The sequence below is a fragment of the Microbacterium sp. NFH-22A-Y genome (assembly GCF_021401375.1).
Classification (GTDB): Bacteria; Actinomycetota; Actinomycetes; order Actinomycetales; family Microbacteriaceae; genus Microbacterium; species Microbacterium hominis.
This window is the reverse complement of sequence record NZ_JACBGF010000001.1, coordinates 656,609-672,812: the sequence shown is the minus strand read 5'-3', so window position 1 is coordinate 672,812 and position 16,204 is coordinate 656,609. Positions and strand designations below refer to the sequence as shown.

Genomic DNA, 16,204 nt, shown 5'->3' with positions numbered 1-16,204 from the left:
TTCTCCCCATCGAAGCCCGTCACCGGCAGACCTAGACTCGTGTTCCGGAGGACGCGATGGCGGATCTGGAGCTGAACACCGAGCAGGTGCGCGCGGTGGGCGCGGGACTGTCGCGGATCGCCGCGGAGTTCCAGAACGCGAACGTGCGCAGCGACCGCATCGCGGAGGCGGTCGGCCACGACTCACTCGCGGAGGCGGTCCGCTCCTTCGCGCACGCGTGGGACGACACCCGCGAGGAGATGACGTCGTCGATCTCGGGACTCGGCGAGGCGACGACCGCGATCGCCGACACCTTCGAACAGGCCGATCAGGAACTCGCCGCCGCGATGGACGGCACCTCGACGGTCGGCGCCTCGACACCGGCCGGCGGTGGCCGACGCCCGGAGGCAGCATCGTGAGGCCGGCGGACTGGTCGGCGGCCGGCTTCGGGACGGATCCCGTGCCTGGCGACCCCGACGGGGTGCGCCAGGGCGGAGGGAACTACCTCCAGATCGCCGACACCATCGGCGACACGGTGCGCGGGCTGCGCACCCTTGATCTCGGCGGCACCGTGTCGGAGGCCGTCGACGCCCTGGGCGAGACGGCGCGCACGGTTGCCGACGACATCGCCCGGGCCGAGCAACGGTATCGGGCCACCGGCAACGCCCTCGTCGGCTACGCGGCGGCGCTCGCATCGGCGCAGGACGACTCGCTCGCCGCTCTGCAGCGCGCGCACGCGGCGCAGAACGGCGCCGTCGACGCCCAGCGGGAGCGGCGACGCTACCTTCACCTCTCGGAGTCGTCCGACGATCCCGCGGAGGCCCTCCGCTACGAGCGCCTCGCCGACGATGCAGGCATCGATTCGCGCCAGGCCAGCGCCGCCGCAGGCGTCGCTCGTCAGCAGATCCTCGACGCCGCCGCCCGCCGCGACCGGGCCGCGGAAACTGCTCGCGACGAGATCCAGAACACCACCAGCGAGGACGGTCTCAACGACTCCTGGTGGGACGACTGGGGCAAGGACGTCCTGTCCGTCATCACCGATGTCGCCGGTACGATCTCCGCGATCGCCGGCATCCTCGCCCTCGTGGTGTCGTGGATCCCGGTGATCGGCCAGGCACTCGCGGCCGCATTGCTGCTCGTGGCCGGCATCGCCGCGATCATCAACGCGGTCGGCAACATCGTGCTGGCCTCGACGGGCGACCGCACGTGGGGAGAGGCCGCCGTGAGCATCGTCGGCGCCGCGCTCGCCGTCATCGGCCTGGGCGGCGCCGCCCGCGTCGTCGGGAACGTTGCGATGGCGGGCCGTATCAACGCCCAGGCCGCCGCCGAGGTCGCAGCCCGCGGGGGCACCGAGACGTTCGGCGCCCTGACGGCGCAGCAGGCCATCCGGCTGCGCCCGCAGCAGCTCGCCGAGTCGGAGCGTCTCTGGGCGACGACGGTGGCCGACCTGGCGAAGGGGGACGACGTCTTCCGCCTCTACGGCGACGGCGCTGCACAGACCGGCGCCTCCTGGTCGACGCGGGCCCCGTCCACCTTCGGCGACTACCGCAGCGCCCTGGGCCTTCCCGACGTCAACTCCGCGGAGCGACTCGTCCACGCCACCGTCGACGATGTGGGCGCCGTCGTGCTGCAGCGCCACGCCCTGCCGCTGGACGGGATGCCCGGCGGCGCCCCGGAGTACATCATCGTCGGGGGCGACCTCGCGTCGAAGGGACTGACGAACGTGACGGACATCGTCTGGTCGGTGGCGCGATGAGGGTCTCGGAGCTCTCGTTCCCGGTGGCTCTGCGCCTCATCAATACGGTGGCGCCCTTCGACGGCGTCCGCGTGGCCGCGTCGGACGACGCACTGCATGCGGCGGGGGCCTTCATCGTCTACGACACGGGTGCCGGGCCGCAGTACGGCTACATCGACACGCGCCTGGCCCGCGACGTGCGCGGACGGCGATGGGGCATGGGCCTGCTCTACGACGTCGACCCGACCGCATCCGCGGAGAACGTCCGCAGTCCGCTCGACCGGCGGTTCCGCGAGCGCGCGGAGGTCGAGTTCGAAGACGCCGGAGAGCTTTAGGCTGACAACCGTGACCGACGATCCGCTCACGCCGATCCCCACCGCGCCCGCCGTCGACGTGGGCTCGGAGCGCCTCGCCGCCGCCCTGGCGACGAACGATCCGATCGAGATCGGGCGGGCGCTGCGCCACGACGTCGTCGTGATCCCCCTCATGCGTACCCCGGACGGGCAGACACAGACCCTCACGGTGGCCGCCGACGACCCCGACGGCGAGCGCCGCTGGGAGTTGCACCTCTTCTCGTCGTCGCAGACCCTCGCGGCCTGGGCGGCGGGTGAGCGCGAAGCGGCGGAGTTCGCACTGCAACGCGGTCCCGGGCTGGTGCCGCTGCTCGACGCGTACGCGCCGCTGCTGCGTCGTGTGGTGTTCGATCCCGCCGGTCCGCACCCGGTTCACGCCTCGGCGGCGGACGTGCGCGCCGCCCTCGAACCGCAACCCGGCGACGACGACGTCGCATGGATCACGCAGCAACCCGAGCGCGGGCTGCGCGCCGGCGAGCGCGTCGTGGGACTCGACCTCTTCCTCGGCGATGACTGGGCCCAGCTCGATCTCACCTCATCCCTCACGATCGACGCCGATGCGAAGGCGATCGTCGACGCCCAGCTGACCGGGCTTCCTCCTGCGCCGGTGCTGCGCGGGCAGCTGATCGCGTGGCTGCGTCAGTCGGCGCGCACGGCGGCCGGCGCCGGCGGGCGGTCGATGGCCTACCTCACCCGTCGAACGACGGACGCCGCGGCGGCCGTGGCGGTCACGGTGTACTGGCAGGAGCTCGGGCCGGCCGGTGCCGACGACCACATGCTGAGCCTGCGAACCCGCCTCGCGGCCGCGACCGGAACGCAGGACGAGCTCGTCACGGCATCCACCGCTGGCGGCCCCCTGCTGCGTCACACGACGCGGCGCCTCGGACCCAGTGAGCTGAGCGGACGCCCTGTGGGAGTGATCGACTACTGGCTGCAGTTCCCCGACGGACGCGGCCTCTGCCTGGTGAGCTTCTCGACGCCGCACGTCGACCAGCTCGACGCCGTGCGCACGCTCAGTGACGCCGTCGTGCTGGCCGCGGCGTGGCAGCTCGCGCCGTCGGACGACGAGGCGGACGCGTAGGCTGACATCATGCGCGTGCACGTTGCCGATCACCCCCTCATCACCCACAAGCTCACGGTGCTGCGCGACGAGCGCACACCGTCGCCGGTGTTCCGCCAGCTCACCGAGGAGCTGCTGACGCTGCTCGCCTACGAGGCGACCCGCGGCGTGCGTGTCGAGGAGGTCGAGATCCAGACGCCCGTCACGACGACGACCGGGGTGCGCATCTCCGAGCCGCGTCCCCTCGTGGTGCCGATCCTGCGCGCCGGCCTCGGCATGCTCGACGGCATGGTGAAGCTGCTGCCCACCGCCGAGATCGGCTTCCTCGGCATGGCGCGCAACGAGGAGACCCTCCAGCCGTACACGTACGCCGAGCGCCTTCCCGACGACCTCAGCGACCGCCAGTGCTTCGTGCTCGACCCGATGCTCGCGACGGGCGGCTCCTTGGGGGCCGCGATCGACTTCCTGTTCGCCCGCGGGGCGCAGGACGTCACCGCGATCTGCATCCTCGGCGCCCCGGAAGGCGTCGCGAAGATCGAGGAGCTCGTCGGCGACCGCGACGTCACGCTGGTGCTCGGCGCGCTCGACGAGCGGCTGAACGAGAAGGGCTACATCGTGCCCGGTCTCGGCGACGCCGGCGACCGCCTCTACGGCACCGTCTGACCCGCCGCCGACGCCTTCATCCGTCCGCTCCGGTCGCCATCGCCGCGGCGAAGCGGCGCCGCGGGACGGACGAAGCGCGGGTGGCGGTCACAGCCAGCGGCGGCGCTTGAAGATGACGTACAGCACGGCCGGGAACGTGATCATCACCGTGAGGGCGACCGGATAGCCGTACTCCCAGTGCAGCTCCGGCATGACGTCGAAGTTCATGCCGTAGACGGTGCCGATCAGCGTCGGCGCGAAGATGATGGCCGCCCACGAGGAGATCTTCTTGACCTGCTCGTTCTGCGCGAGGTTGACCTCGGTCTGCCGCCGGGCGACGAGCGCCGAGTGCACGGTGAGCGCCTTGTCCAGCACGGCGCGGAACCCGTCGATGCGCTCCGTGACCCGCAGCGCGTGGTCGCGGACGTCGCGCAGCCGGCGCTGCAGCTCGATGTCGACGTGGTACGCCTCATGGCCCCGCTGCAGCCACTCGATGATCGGCACCAGCGGATGCGTCGCGCGCGCGAACCGGTTCAGCTCGCCCGACAGCTCGTAGATGCGGCGGGAGAGCGCGTCGTCGTCGGCGTCGCCGAACAGGTCGTCCTCGATCTCGTCGATGTCGTTCTCGATGCCGGCGACGAGCGGCTCGTACTCGTCGACCACGCGATCCAACACCGCGTACAGGACGGCCTCCGACCCGAGTGCCAGCAGCTCGGGCTGCTCCTCGAGCCGCCGCCGGACGGCGCCGAGGTCGGGCGACTCGGCGTGGCGGATGGTGATGAGGAAGTCGGGGCCGACGAAGAGGTGCAGCTCGCCGATGTCGAGCTCTTCGCGCTCGTCGTCGTAGCGGGCCGGGCGCAGCACCACGAAGAGCGTGTCGCCGTAGCGCTCCACCTTCGAGCGCTGGTGGCCCAGGGCGGCGTCCTCGATGGCGAGGGGGTGCAGCTCGAACTCGGCGGCCACCGAGGCGAGCTCCTGCTCGGACGGCCGGTAGAGACCGATCCAGGCGAAGCCCGCGTGCGCCTCCTGCAGCGCGTAGGCCTCGTCCAACGAGGCCGGCGTCGCGACGCGGACACCGTCCTTGTACACGGCGTTGTCGATCAGGGTCATGTCGGTCCTCCTCCGGATGGCGCGCGGCGCGGGGGTGGCGCAGGCGCGGGTCATCGCGCACCCGTGTCGGGTGGGCGCGGGGTGCGCGCGGCTGACGGCGCGCACGGAAGCGCCGCGGAGGGGCCGGCTCTCAGAGCGAGGTGATGCCGGCGGCGCCCACCGCGGCGCGCCTACTATCGTCTGCCATGGTGTCTCACCGCCTCGGATCGGGGCCCGCCGCGCTCGGATACGCGGTGACGGGCCTCGGTGAGTATAGCCCCCGCGGGTGACGTGACCTCACAGGCGGCTCACGCCTCGGAGCGGCGCCCCGTCTCCTGCTCCCAGAACTCCAGCTGCTGGGTGAGCGCCTTCGCGAGCTCGAACACCTGCTGGGGAGGGATGCGCACCCGTTGGACGACGCGGCCGGGCACGACCGTGACCGGGGCACCCTCGGCATCCACCCCCGCCTGCGGGGGCCGGGCGAGGCAGACGAAGTCCATCACGAACACGTCGGGGGTGTGCCAGACGTTCGCGAAGTCGGCGTACGTGCCCGCCACGATCTCGGGGGGCAGGTCGATCTCGAACTGCCGGGGCGTCTCATCGTTCATGCCGTCCTCCTTCTCGCGGTGCGTCGGCCGCGGCGCCGGGGCCGCCCGCCGGCAGGGACGTCTTCCGGCGAGTCTACGTGCGGTCCGCGCCGACGAGCCGCGCGAACGCGCTGAGGCGGGCGACCCCGTCGGGCGTGCGCGGCAGATCGTCGAGCAGCCCCGTGCCGTACACGACGTAGGCCGTGTGCTCGGCGCGGGAGACCGCGACGTTCAGACGGTTCTGCAGCAGCAGGAACTCGAGGCCCCGCGGTGCGTCCCGCCCGCTGGATGCCGCGAGCGAGACGATCGCCACCGCGGCCTCCTGCCCCTGGAACTTGTCGACCGTGCCCACCGGGACCGTGCCGAACCCGGCCTCGACCAGCGCCGCCTCGACCAGCACCTGCTGCGCGTTGTACGGGGTGACGACGATGAGGTCGTCCGGCTCGAGCGGCCTCGGCGCGGCGCCCGCGGCGGCGGTCCATTCGCGGCCGACGAGGTCGCGCACGAGCGCGACGACCGCCTCCGCCTCCTCCGGCGACTGGGTCGCGTTGCCGGTGTGCGCGAGCGCGACCGGCACGACGCCGGGCAGGATGCCCGCGAGGCGGCGCGCCGCGGTCGACGGATGCGCGGCCAGCTTCCCGTCGTACGACAGCTCCGACACCGGCGCCGCGACCTCGGGGCGCATGCGGCGGGTCTGCGCGAGGAAGAAGCCGCGATCCTCCGCGATGACGGCGGCGCCGTCCATGACCCAGCCGAGAGCCGATGTGTCCACCGGCTCGGGGTGCGTGCCCTGGCTCACCTGCGGGAGCTGCTGGGGGTCGCCCAGCAGCATCAGGCGCGGGGCGGCGACCGAGACGGCGATCGTCGAGGCGAGCGAGAACTGGCCCGCCTCGTCGATGACCAGCAGGTCGAGGCTGCCGCGCGGCACGCGTCCGGCGTGGCTGAGGTCCCAGGCGGTGCCCCCGATCACGAAGCCCCCGGGATGGTCGGCGGCGAAGGCGGCGTAGCCGTCTTTGGCGATGGGGGTGAACGGCTCGGAACCGGACGCGGGCCCCTTGCCCTTCATGGCCTTCGCGACGAGGTCGGCCGGCACGCCCGCCTCGACGATGCGCGCGAGCATGTTCTCGACCACGGCGTGGGACTGCGCCACGACCCCGACGCGATAGCCGTGCTCACGCACCAGCCGCGCGACGACGTGCGATCCGACGTAGGTCTTGCCCGTGCCCGGCGGGCCCTGGACCGCCAGGTAGCTGTGGTCCAGATCGTGCACCGACCGCGCGATGTCGTCGACGTCGTCGCGGGGCAGGTCGCCGGCGATGACCGCCCGCGTGAGCCCGCCCCGACGCGTGCGCGGCGGACGGCGCAGCAGGAGGTCGGTCGCGGCATCCCGCGGGAAGTCCGCGGTGCGGGCGGCGCCGGAGTCGATGAGCCCATCGGCCCACTGATCGATCGCGGCCTGCTGCGATCCTGCCTGGGGCGGGGCGGGCGGGGTCAGCGCGAGGGGCAGCTCCTGCCAGGTGAAGCCCTGCACGGAGTTCTCCTCCACGACCACGCCGTCATCGAGCACGTCGACGATCCGCACCGATCGTGCGGCGTGGATCCAGCGCGGACTCGTGTCGATCGGGAACGGCGCCGGCAGCTCGTAGAGCACGAACGCCGAGCCGTCGGCGCTCAGCTTCGTCCCGGGAGCGAGGTCGCCGCGCAGCTCCACCACGCGTCGCTGCACCCGACCTCCCTCCGGGATGTGCCAGTCGCTCAGGATGCGGCAGCGGTCGTGGTCGAAGACGATGACGTCGCGCGTGTCCTCCCAGATCGACACCGGCTCGCGCAGGCGCAGGAAGTGCGTCGCCCAGAACGTCTTCGCCTCGCGCGGGTAGTAGTCGATCGCGGCCGCGCCGAGCCGGAGGGCGAGCACGGCCGTCTCGTCGGGTGCCGCCGCGGATGCCGCCGCCACCGCCATCCGGTTCAGTGCCTCCGCCCGCGGGGAGGGCTCGTAGGGACGCTCCGCGGCGTCGACGTCCGCCGAGGGCACGAGGCGCGCCTCGCGGGCCCGGTCGACGAGCCAGTTGCGCAGCCTGCGCGTGGAGACGCAGTCGTAGCGGTTGTAGTCCGCGAGGTCGTCGAGGATGGCGGCCCCCGCATCCGGAGCCCCCGACTCGATCGCCGCGCGGGCCTCGACGTACTTCACGATCGAGTCGTCGCCGCGCTGGACGTCGCTCGTGCGCACCTCGGCGCCCATGTAGAGCGGCTCCAGCTTCTTGATCGAGTACGAGCGCGACCCCACCCGCAGCGCCCGGCGCACGATCGGGTACAGATCGACGAAGACGCCCTCGCGCAGCAGCGTGTCGACCTCGGCCTCGCGCACGCCGTAGCGGGCGGCCATCGCGAGCAGGTGGGTCGGCTCGTACGGCGCGTAGTGGTAGATGTGCATGCCGGGGTGGGCGCGCCGACGCAGCGCCACGACGTCGAGGAAGTCCTCGAGCGCCCGGCGTTCCTCGGCGAAGGTGTGCGCCCACAGCGCCGCGTACTGCTCGTCGTCGTCGACCCACCCGAACAGGTAGTCGATCCCCCACATCGCCCCGTTCGTCCCCGTCGCCCCGGTCGTCCCGGTCGTCCCGGGGGCACCGTCGGCGGACTCGGTGTAGAGCGGGTCGCCCTCGAAGTCGAAGAACAGGTCGCCGCGGTCGGGGCGCGGGAGCGCGCCGATGGCTGTCGGGAGCACCACCTCGTAGGTCGGCACCGGCGGCAGCTCCGAGGTCGGCGGCTTATCGCCGACGCCGCCGGCCGGGCTCTCGAGCTGGAGTCGGGCCTGCGTGCGCAGGCCCGCGAACGCGTCCCACGACATGCGCGCCGGGGCCTCGCGCGCCGCCACGAGCGCGTCGATCGTGCGGATGCCGTCCAGGCGCAGCCGATCGCGCTGGACCGGACGCATGCCGGCGACCAGCAGCAGGTCGCGGTGGGCGACGACCTCCGCGTCGCACGTCGCGCACCGGCCGCACGCCACGACGCGCAGGGCGCCGCGGTCGTCGCCCCACGCGATCGGGTCACCGTCGGCACCGGCGGCCAGATCGCGGTCGGCGATGAGCGCACGCAGGCGCTCGCGCCGCAGGCGGAACACCGGCATGAGGTCGCGCACGGCGTGCGTCGAGGTCGAGCCGTCGCCCAGCAGCAGCTCCACCCGGTCGCTGCGCGCGACGCCGAGACGGTCGAGTTGATCGACGTATGCCGCGAGCTGCATGAGCGCCGTCACCCGCGCGCGGCGGGCGAGCTTCGTGTCCTGCACGACCCACGGCGTGGGCGCGGCGGCCGTCGGATCGTCGCGGACGAGGAAGTCGGCGAAGCCCACGAACTCGTCCGTCGCGAAGACGGCCTGATACACGACGGCGACCGTCGGATCGGCCAGCGCCGCGGTGGTCGCGGCGACCGCGACGGCGACGGCCTCGGCATCCGAGGACCGCGTCTCGGGCAGCTCGACCACACGGCCCGGGTACTGCGCGCGGTACGCCTCGAGCTGGCGCCGTTCGTGCTGCGTCCCCAGCCGTCCCGCCCGCTCGAGGGTGAGATCGGTGGGTTCCTCCACCGCGGGCACCCGTCCGAGCTTGGCGTCGATCGCCCGGAGCCAGGCGAACTCGCACTCCGCAGCGGCCTTCAGATCGGTCGCGCTCCAGACGATGCGCGCCCCGCTGCCGCTGTCTTCGATGTATCGCATGTCGCCCTTCCGTCTTCGACGCTAGTCGGAGGCGCCGACATCGCGCACCGCGGGCCGCCGCGCACCCGCCGGAGCGCCGTGCACCTGCCAGACTGGACACGTGATCGAGAACCTGCCGTTCGAGAGCGTCTACCGGCACGGCTTCGCGCGCGTCGCCGCCGCCACGATCCCCGTCGCCATCGCCGACCCGGCGCGAAACGCCGAGGCGGTCATCGATGCGACCCGGGCCCTGAGCGACGACGCGGTCGCCGTCGCGGTCTTCCCCGAGCTCTGCCTCAGCGGATACGCCATCGACGACCTCGTCATGCAGGATGCCGTGCTCGACGCCGTCCACGCGGCCATCGCGACGCTCGTCGAGGCGTCGACCGAGCTCCGGCCGCTCATCGCCGTCGGCGCGCCGCTGCGCCTGGACGCCCGCGTGTACAACTGCGCGGTCCTCATCCACCGCGGCCGTGTGCTCGGCGTCGTCCCGAAGAGCTACCCGCTGACCTACCGCGAGTTCTACGAGGCCCGGTGGTACGCCGCCGGCGCGGGCGCCCCGGCCGCCACCGTCCTCGCGGGTCAGGAGGTGCCGGTCGGCGCCGACCTGCTGTTCGCCGCGACCGACGTGCCCGGGCTCGTCGTGCACGCCGAGGTCTGCGAGGACATGTGGGTGCCGATCCCGCCGTCCTCGGCCGCCGCCCTCGCCGGCGCGACGGTGCTGCTCAACCTGTCCGGCAGCCCCATCACGGTCGCCCGCGCCGACGACCGGCATCTGCTCGCGAAGGCGCAGTCGTTCCGCTGCAACGCCGCCTACGTGTACGCCGCGGCGGGGATCGGCGAGTCGACGAACGACGTGTCGTGGGACGGCCAGACGATGATCTACGAGTCCGGTGCCCTCCTGGCCGAGAGCGAGCGCTTCCCCGACGGCCCGCGCTCCTCGGTCGCCGACGTCGACCTCGACCGCCTGCGCCAGGACCGGCTCCGGCAGGGGACCTTCGACGACAACCGCCGCGTCAGCGCGCCCGGCGCGCGCACGGTCGCCTTCACCGTCGACCCCCCGGCATCCGACATCGGTCTACGCCGCGCGCTCGACCGCTTCCCGTTCGTCCCCGACGACGCGGCCCGTCTCGACCAGGACTGCTTCGAGGCGTTCAGCATCCAGGTCTCCGCCCTCGAGCAGCGCATGCGCGCGATCGGCTCGCCCAAGCCGGTCATCGGCGTCTCGGGGGGCCTGGACTCGACGCACGCCCTGCTCGTGGTCGCCCGCGCGATGGACCGGATGGGCCGCCCGCGCAGCGACATCCTCGCCTACACGATGCCGGGCTTCGCGACGAGCGATCACACGAAGTCGAATGCGATCGCCCTCGCCGAGGCGATCGGCGCGTCGATCGAGACCATCGACATCCGTCCGATGGCGACCGCACTGCTCACGGGCATCGGCCATCCCTTCGCCGACGGCGAGCCGGTCTACGACGTGACGTTCGAGAACGTGCAGGCCGGCGCCCGCACCGACTTCCTCTTCCGACTCGCGAACCAGAACGGCGGCTTCGTCGTCGGCACCTCCGACCTGTCGGAGCTCGCCCTGGGGTGGGCCACCTACGGCGTCGGCGACCAGATGAGCCACTACGCCGTCAACGCCGGCGTGCCCAAGACCCTGATCCAGCACCTCATCCGCTGGGTGATCGCCCACTCCGACGGCGACGGGACCGCCCTCACCGACGAGGCGAAGGCCGTGCTGCAGTCGGTGCTCGACACCGAGATCAGCCCCGAGCTCGTCCCGGCGGGTCAGGACGGCAAGGTGCAGTCGACGGAGGACACGATCGGGCCGTACGCCCTGCACGACTTCACGCTGTTCCACGTGCTGCGCTACGGCCTGCGTCCGTCGAAGATCGCCTTCCTCGCCGAGCGCGCCTGGCGCGACGCGGATGCCGGGACATGGCCGCCCGGCTTCCCGGCATCCGACCGCTACGCGTACGACCGTGACACCGTCGTGCGCTGGCTGCGCGTGTTCCTGCGCCGCTTCTTCGGCTTCGCCCAGTTCAAGCGCACGGCGATCCCCAACGGCCCCAAGGTGCTCGCGGCCGGCTCGCTGTCGCCGCGCGGCGACTGGCGCGCCCCCAGCGACGGCAATCCCGCGGTCTGGCTCGCCGAGCTCGACCGGGCGCTGCCGCCCGCCTGACCCCCGTCGCCGTTCATCCGGTCCCGTGTCGTCGTGTCGCGCCGCGCGAGGCGACGCGAGGGGACGGATGAAGGCGGTGCTCAGGCGGCGGGGAGCGTTCCGATCGCGACCGTGATGACCCAGCTGTCGCGCGAGGCGTCGACCAGGGTGTACTTCATGTTGCGGTCGGGGATCCACCCCTTGAGCCGCCCCATGTCCAGCCGCACGCGCTCGGGAGCGACGCGCACCCCGCGGCCGTCGGCCTCGAGCACCGCCTGCACGCGCACCCAGTGCTGCAACAGGTCGGGGATGTTGTTCGGATCGAACAGGTGCGAGTGCTTCTGCATCAGCCGGATGTCGGCCTGCTCCGGCGTCATGTCGCGGATGTCGATGCCCAGCGGCAGGCCGGGGTCGCAGATCGCGACGACCGTCGCCGCGCGATAGCTCGCCGTGACGATCGCGATCGGCAGCTCCTGCCCGTCGCGCGAGGCGATGAGACGCGTGTGGTAGCCGAAGCCGCGCGGGGCCTCGCGCTCGATGCGGATCTCGGTCATGTCGCAGCCGAGACGCGCGGCGATGAGCTCCTTCGCGAGGATGCGGCGGCGATCGTGCACGCTCGTGCCGGGATCCCACCCGAGACGCGCCGCAACCGAGGAGGGGGTGTCCAGGAGTACCGAGGTGAGTGTCATGTCGTCCTTCCTTCCCCCGTGCCGACGGGGATTGCCACGCCGTCCCATCTTGACCCACATCGGCCTCCCGCAGGGAGGGGATGCGGCGTGAGAAAGCCCGCGGAGCGGGGCGCACTCGATAGTGTCTATGTATCCGCGCATCCTCTCCACGGAGAGCCGTGCTGCGCCGTGACGGACAAGACGAAGGAAAAGTGCATGTCGACACCTCCGCCCACCGACCCCGACGGCGCCCCCGGCGACACCCCGGATGCCGCCGCGCCCGCCCCGGCGGACGACCAGCCCACCCAGGCCTACCCGGCCCCGGATGCCCAGCCGACCGAGGCCTACCCGCCGGCCACCGGCGGCTACGGCGACGCGTACGTCGCGCCGACCGCGCCCCCGCTGCCTCCCGTGCCGCCCGCGGCAGCCCCGTACGGCCAGCCCGGATACGCGGCCGCGCCGTACGGACAGCCCGGGGCGGTGCCGCCCGGCCCCGTCCCTCCGCAGCCGGGACAGCCCGACACCCGGTCCAAGGCGATCGCGTGGACGGCGCTCGGACTGGCGGCGGGAGGAACGATCCTCAGCCTCGTCGGCCTCGTGCCCGTGCCGTGGGTCGGCCTCGTGGCCGTGCTCATCGGCGGTCTGCTGCTGCTGGCGGGCTTCATCTTCTCGATCGTCGGGCTGGCCGGCAAGCGCTACGGCGGCAAGCCGCTGAGCATCACGGCGCTCGTGCTGTCGCTCGTGGGCGCGACGATCGGTGCGTTCGCCCTGATCTGGTCGATCGTGCTTCTTGGCCTCTCCGCGGCCGGGTCGTCGATCGACGACGTGCTGGCCCCCTCCGCGACGCCGTCGGCGGAGGTCACGCCCGGCGCCGGTCTGCCGACCGACGACAGCGAGGCCGACGCGGCCGAGGAGACCGCCGCCGAGCAGGCGTTCATCGCCGACGTCCGCCCGAAGGTCAACGACATCTTCGCCGAGGTCGACCCGACCGCCACGCCGGACGTCATCGAGGAGGTGCTCCCCGACGAGTCGCTCATCATCATCGGCCAGACGCTGCTGGTCACCGGAGACAGCGGCGTCGAAGACCTCGTCCAGCAGACCATCACCAGCATCGGCGCCGATGAGAGCGCCGCCGACCTGCTGCGCACGCTGTACCAGGAGATCCTGGCCTCCGCGAAGACCTACCTGCAGTAGCGCTCAGCGCGCCTCGCGCGCGCTCTCGGCCGAGGGCCGGGCGGCATCCTGACGGATGACGCTCGGCCCTTCGTGCGTCGAGGACACGAGGATCTGGGCGGGCAGCTGCTCCTTCATCGCCTCGACGTGGCTGATGACGCCGACGGTGCGCCCGCCCGCCCGGAGGTCGTCGAGGGTGCGCATGGCGAGCTCGAGCGTCTCGGGGTCGAGGGAGCCGAAGCCCTCGTCGACGAAGAGGGTGTCCAGACGGATGCCGCCGGCGCGCGAGGTGACCACCTCGCCCAGACCGAGGGCGAGGGCGAGCGAGGCGAGGAAGGTCTCGCCGCCAGAGAGAGACTGGGGCGAGCGCAGTCGGCCCGTGTGCGCGTCGAGCACGTCGATGCCGAGTCCCGATGCCCGTCCGCGGGCGGCACGGGCGTCGGAATGGTGCAGGGTGTACCGGCCCGACGACATCTCGGCGAGCCGGACGTTGGCGGCGGCGACGATCTCCTCGAGCTCGGCGGCCAGCACGAACGTCTCCAGATCCATCTTCATCGTGTTGGGCGCGCGACCGGCGACCGTGTCGGCCAGGCGGATGACGGCGGCGGCGTCCTCGCCGCTCTCCTGCACCGCGACCAGTGCCGCATCGACCTGCCGCAGCAGATCGTCCAGGCGTGCGGCGACACCGTCCGCGCCGGTGTGCGCGGCGATCGCCTCGGCGCGGGCCGCGTCCGCCGCGGCCGCGGTCTCGGCGGAACGGGCGAGCGCGTCGGCATCGATCTCGTCGCCGACGGCGTCGAGCTCGAGCTCGAGCAGCCGTGCCCGCGTCGCCGTCAGCCGGGCCGCGTGGTCGGCGACCTCGGCGTCGAGCTGCGCGATGCCGGCGTCGTCGAGGAGTGCCGCACGGACCGCGGCGGCATCCGCGAACGGCGACGTCGCGAGGCGGGTCTCGAACTCGGCCGTCGCGGCGTCGCGGACGCGGAGCCTCTCATCGCGCGCGGCGACGGCGGCCACGACGGCGCGCGCCCGATCCCGCTCCGCCGCCGTCGCGGCGATCCGCGCGGCGACGCTGTCGAAGCCCCCGCGCCCCTCCACGACGGCTGCCGTCAGCCGCGCGATGTCGCTCTCGAGGCCGCGGAGCCGTTCGCGGGCGGCGGCGAGGTCGTCGGCGACGCGCGCGCGTTCGGTCTCGGCGAGGGCGGCGGCGGCATCGAGCTCGCGGCGGCGGGCGTGGAGCTCGTCGAGCAGGGCAGCGGCCTGCGCCGCCGCGGCGGCGACGGCGGCGGCGCTCGCGAGCTGCTCCTCGGCCGAGGCCACCTCCAGGCCCGCGGCCTCCGCCCGGGCCTGAGCGAGCTCGTCGCGCACGCGGGCCGCCGCTTCGCGGGCGGTGCCCTCGGCCGCGACGGCGGCGTCGCGCGCACGCTCGGCGGCGGCGAGCACCTCGTCCGTCACCGGCTCGTCGCCCCTGTGTGCGGGACGGGGATGGGCCGTCGAGCCGCAGACCGCGCAGGGCTCGCCCGGGACCAGAGCGGCCGCGAGCTCGCCCGCGGCCCCGGCGAGTCGCCGGCGCAGCAGGGCGCCGACCTCGGCCGCCGCGGCCTCCGTCGCCGCCGACGCCCGGGCGTACGCGGTCTCGGCGCGGGTCAGCGCGTCCGTGTGCGCCTCGGCGCGGCGTGCGGCGTCGAGCACGTCACGGAGCCGTGCGCGCTCGGCGTCGAGCTCGTCGCGGCGCGCCGCACCGGCCTCCGCCCGGACGATCTGCTCGTCCAGGGCGGCGCGCGCGGCCGGCACCCCCGCGCGCCGCTCGTCGAGGGCGTCGCACGCGGCGCGGAGGTCGGCGACGACGCGCGTCGTCTCGACGTGCGCGGCCGCCCGCTCGTCGAGCTCGCGCTCGTGCACGGCGGCGGCCTCCCATCGCACGAGGTCTCCGGTGAGGGTGTCGACGAGCGCCGCCACATCGGCGTCGGCGTCTCCCCCGCCGTCGGTCCATCGTCGCCAGGCCGCCGCGGCATCCGCCGTGGCCGTCGCAGCGGCACGGTCGGCGCGCTCCGCGGCATCTCCCGGCGCCCGCAGCAGTGCGGCGGCCCGCGCGTCGGCGAGGCGCCGGCGGTCGGCGTCGACGGCGGCGGAGCGCTCCTCGAGCCCGCTCAGCCTCTCGCGGAGCGCCGCGCGCTCGCGCCCGCGCTCCGCGCGCGTCTGCAGAGCGGCGTGCGCGGCCGCCGCGGCCTCGGAGGCGGCGTCGGCGCCGCGGCGCGCGAGGTCCGCCTGCTCGACGCGGTACTGCGCACGCTGGAGCGCCCGCTCGGCGGCGGCCCGCCGCTCGGGCAGGGGCGCGTCGGCCGCGCTCGCGCCGTCGGCGGGCTCGAGACCGTGGGTGCCGATGAGACGCTCGGCCTCGCCCAGGAGGGTGCGGGCCCGTCCGTCCACGGCCTTCAGTGCATCGGCGGCGTCGCGGCGGCGCTGCTCCAGGTCGTCACGGTAGCGCTCGAAGCGCCGCGTGCCGAAGAGCGTGCGCAGCAGCGTCTGGCGTTCGTCGCCCGGAGCGAGCAGGAACCGCGAGAACTTGTTCTGCGCCAGCAGGATGACCTGCTGGAACTGCGCGGCGTTCAGCCCCAGCACCTCGCCCAGCGCCTCGCCGACGGTGCGCGGCTTGGCGGCGCGGCCGACCCAGACGCCGTCGACGAGCTCGTCGAGCTCGGCGCGGGCCGGCGCCGTCGTCAGACCGCCGCCGCGCTTGGCGGGACGGTCGTACTCGGGAGCCCGCGTCACCCGCCACCGCCGCGCGCCCACCGTGAACTCCAGCCGCACCTCGGTGGGGTCGGCGGGGTGGGCGTGGTCGCTGCGCAGCCGTTTCTCGCCGCCCTCGTAGCGGGGCACGGTGCCGTAGAGGGCGAAGCTGACCCCGTCGAGGATGCTGGACTTGCCCGTGCCGGTGCGCCCGGAGATGAGGAACAGGCCGTCGTCGTCGAAGGCGTCGAAGTCGACCACCTGCGTGTCGCGGAACGGACCGAAACCGGTGAGCTCGAGCCGGTGCAGCTTCATGACCGTCGCTCCGCACGCCCGAGGAGG

At 73.5% G+C, this 16,204-nt stretch carries 12 protein-coding genes; 7 read left to right on the top strand and 5 right to left on the bottom strand.

Annotation, left to right across the window (positions count from 1 at the left end):
• The first annotated feature begins 56 nt into the window (after positions 1-56).
• The 5 genes from L0965_RS03040 to upp are packed head-to-tail and all read left to right on the top strand — an operon-like array spanning position 57 to position 3,790.
• A complete protein-coding gene (locus L0965_RS03040; RefSeq protein ID WP_101305605.1) occupies positions 57-398 on the top strand; it encodes a hypothetical protein in 342 nt (113 codons plus the stop codon).
• Entirely contained in the window at positions 395-1,735 is a 1,341-nt protein-coding gene (locus L0965_RS03035; RefSeq protein ID WP_101305604.1) for a putative T7SS-secreted protein, read from the top strand. Before L0965_RS03040 ends, L0965_RS03035 begins: the two co-directional genes overlap by 4 nt.
• The gene (locus tag L0965_RS03030; protein WP_101305603.1) at positions 1,732-2,049 is read left to right on the top strand and encodes a hypothetical protein; all 318 of its coding nucleotides are present in this window, start codon (positions 1,732-1,734) and stop codon (positions 2,047-2,049) included. Before L0965_RS03035 ends, L0965_RS03030 begins: the two co-directional genes overlap by 4 nt.
• 10 nt (positions 2,050-2,059) lie before the next feature.
• Complete coding sequence (locus L0965_RS03025) at positions 2,060-3,148, top strand: hypothetical protein (protein WP_101305602.1); 1,089 nt, start codon at positions 2,060-2,062, stop codon at positions 3,146-3,148.
• A gap of 9 nt (positions 3,149-3,157) precedes the next feature.
• Entirely contained in the window at positions 3,158-3,790 is a 633-nt protein-coding gene (gene upp / locus L0965_RS03020; protein WP_101305601.1) for a uracil phosphoribosyltransferase, read from the top strand.
• Positions 3,791-3,877: 87 nt separating this feature from the next.
• Here the strand turns inward: upp and L0965_RS03015 are convergent, their stop codons facing one another.
• The 3 genes from L0965_RS03015 to L0965_RS03005 form a co-directional block, all read right to left on the bottom strand.
• The gene (locus L0965_RS03015) at positions 3,878-4,879 is read right to left on the bottom strand and encodes a magnesium and cobalt transport protein CorA (protein ID WP_060961048.1); all 1,002 of its coding nucleotides are present in this window, start codon (positions 4,877-4,879) and stop codon (positions 3,878-3,880) included.
• A gap of 287 nt (positions 4,880-5,166) precedes the next feature.
• Positions 5,167-5,466 (bottom strand): DUF3467 domain-containing protein, encoded by a 300-nt coding sequence (locus L0965_RS03010; protein ID WP_060961047.1) that lies wholly within the window; start codon positions 5,464-5,466, stop codon positions 5,167-5,169.
• Positions 5,467-5,539: 73 nt separating this feature from the next.
• Positions 5,540-9,154: a bifunctional RecB family nuclease/DEAD/DEAH box helicase gene (locus L0965_RS03005; protein WP_101305600.1), complete on the bottom strand. Its 3,615-nt coding sequence runs from the start codon at positions 9,152-9,154 to the stop codon at positions 5,540-5,542.
• 100 nt (positions 9,155-9,254) lie between these two features.
• Between L0965_RS03005 and L0965_RS03000 the strand changes: the two genes are divergently transcribed.
• Positions 9,255-11,315 (top strand): NAD(+) synthase, encoded by a 2,061-nt coding sequence (locus L0965_RS03000; protein ID WP_101305599.1) that lies wholly within the window; start codon positions 9,255-9,257, stop codon positions 11,313-11,315.
• An 80-nt stretch (positions 11,316-11,395) separates the two neighbouring features.
• On the opposite strand, the gene L0965_RS02995 is transcribed toward L0965_RS03000, so the two are convergent.
• On the bottom strand, positions 11,396-11,983 hold the full coding sequence (locus tag L0965_RS02995) for a hypothetical protein (protein WP_101305598.1): 588 nt from the start codon (positions 11,981-11,983) through the stop codon (positions 11,396-11,398).
• Between the two features lie 195 nt (positions 11,984-12,178).
• Here L0965_RS02995 and L0965_RS02990 point away from each other — a divergent pair, with 195 nt between their 5' ends.
• Complete coding sequence (locus L0965_RS02990) at positions 12,179-13,156, top strand: hypothetical protein (protein ID WP_101305597.1); 978 nt, start codon at positions 12,179-12,181, stop codon at positions 13,154-13,156.
• Positions 13,157-13,159: 3 nt separating this feature from the next.
• On the opposite strand, the gene L0965_RS02985 is transcribed toward L0965_RS02990, so the two are convergent.
• Positions 13,160-16,177, bottom strand: coding sequence for an AAA family ATPase (locus tag L0965_RS02985; protein ID WP_101305596.1), 3,018 nt, complete (start codon positions 16,175-16,177; stop codon positions 13,160-13,162).
• Positions 16,178-16,204 lie beyond the last annotated feature (27 nt).

Excerpts from the sequence above, each read along its gene's own strand:
- L0965_RS03030 (WP_101305603.1), top strand. The coding sequence starts at position 1,732 with ATGAGGGTCTCGGAGCTCTCGTTCCCGGTGGCTCTGCGCCTCATCAAT.
- L0965_RS03010 (WP_060961047.1), bottom strand. The coding sequence starts at position 5,466 with ATGAACGATGAGACGCCCCGGCAGTTCGAGATCGACCTGCCCCCCGAG.
- upp (WP_101305601.1), top strand. The coding sequence starts at position 3,158 with ATGCGCGTGCACGTTGCCGATCACCCCCTCATCACCCACAAGCTCACG.
- L0965_RS02985 (WP_101305596.1), bottom strand. The coding sequence starts at position 16,177 with ATGAAGCTGCACCGGCTCGAGCTCACCGGTTTCGGTCCGTTCCGCGAC.
- L0965_RS02995 (WP_101305598.1), bottom strand. The coding sequence starts at position 11,983 with ATGACACTCACCTCGGTACTCCTGGACACCCCCTCCTCGGTTGCGGCG.
- L0965_RS03005 (WP_101305600.1), bottom strand. The coding sequence starts at position 9,154 with ATGCGATACATCGAAGACAGCGGCAGCGGGGCGCGCATCGTCTGGAGC.
- L0965_RS03015 (WP_060961048.1), bottom strand. The coding sequence starts at position 4,879 with ATGACCCTGATCGACAACGCCGTGTACAAGGACGGTGTCCGCGTCGCG.
- L0965_RS02990 (WP_101305597.1), top strand. The coding sequence starts at position 12,179 with ATGTCGACACCTCCGCCCACCGACCCCGACGGCGCCCCCGGCGACACC.
- L0965_RS03040 (WP_101305605.1), top strand. The coding sequence starts at position 57 with ATGGCGGATCTGGAGCTGAACACCGAGCAGGTGCGCGCGGTGGGCGCG.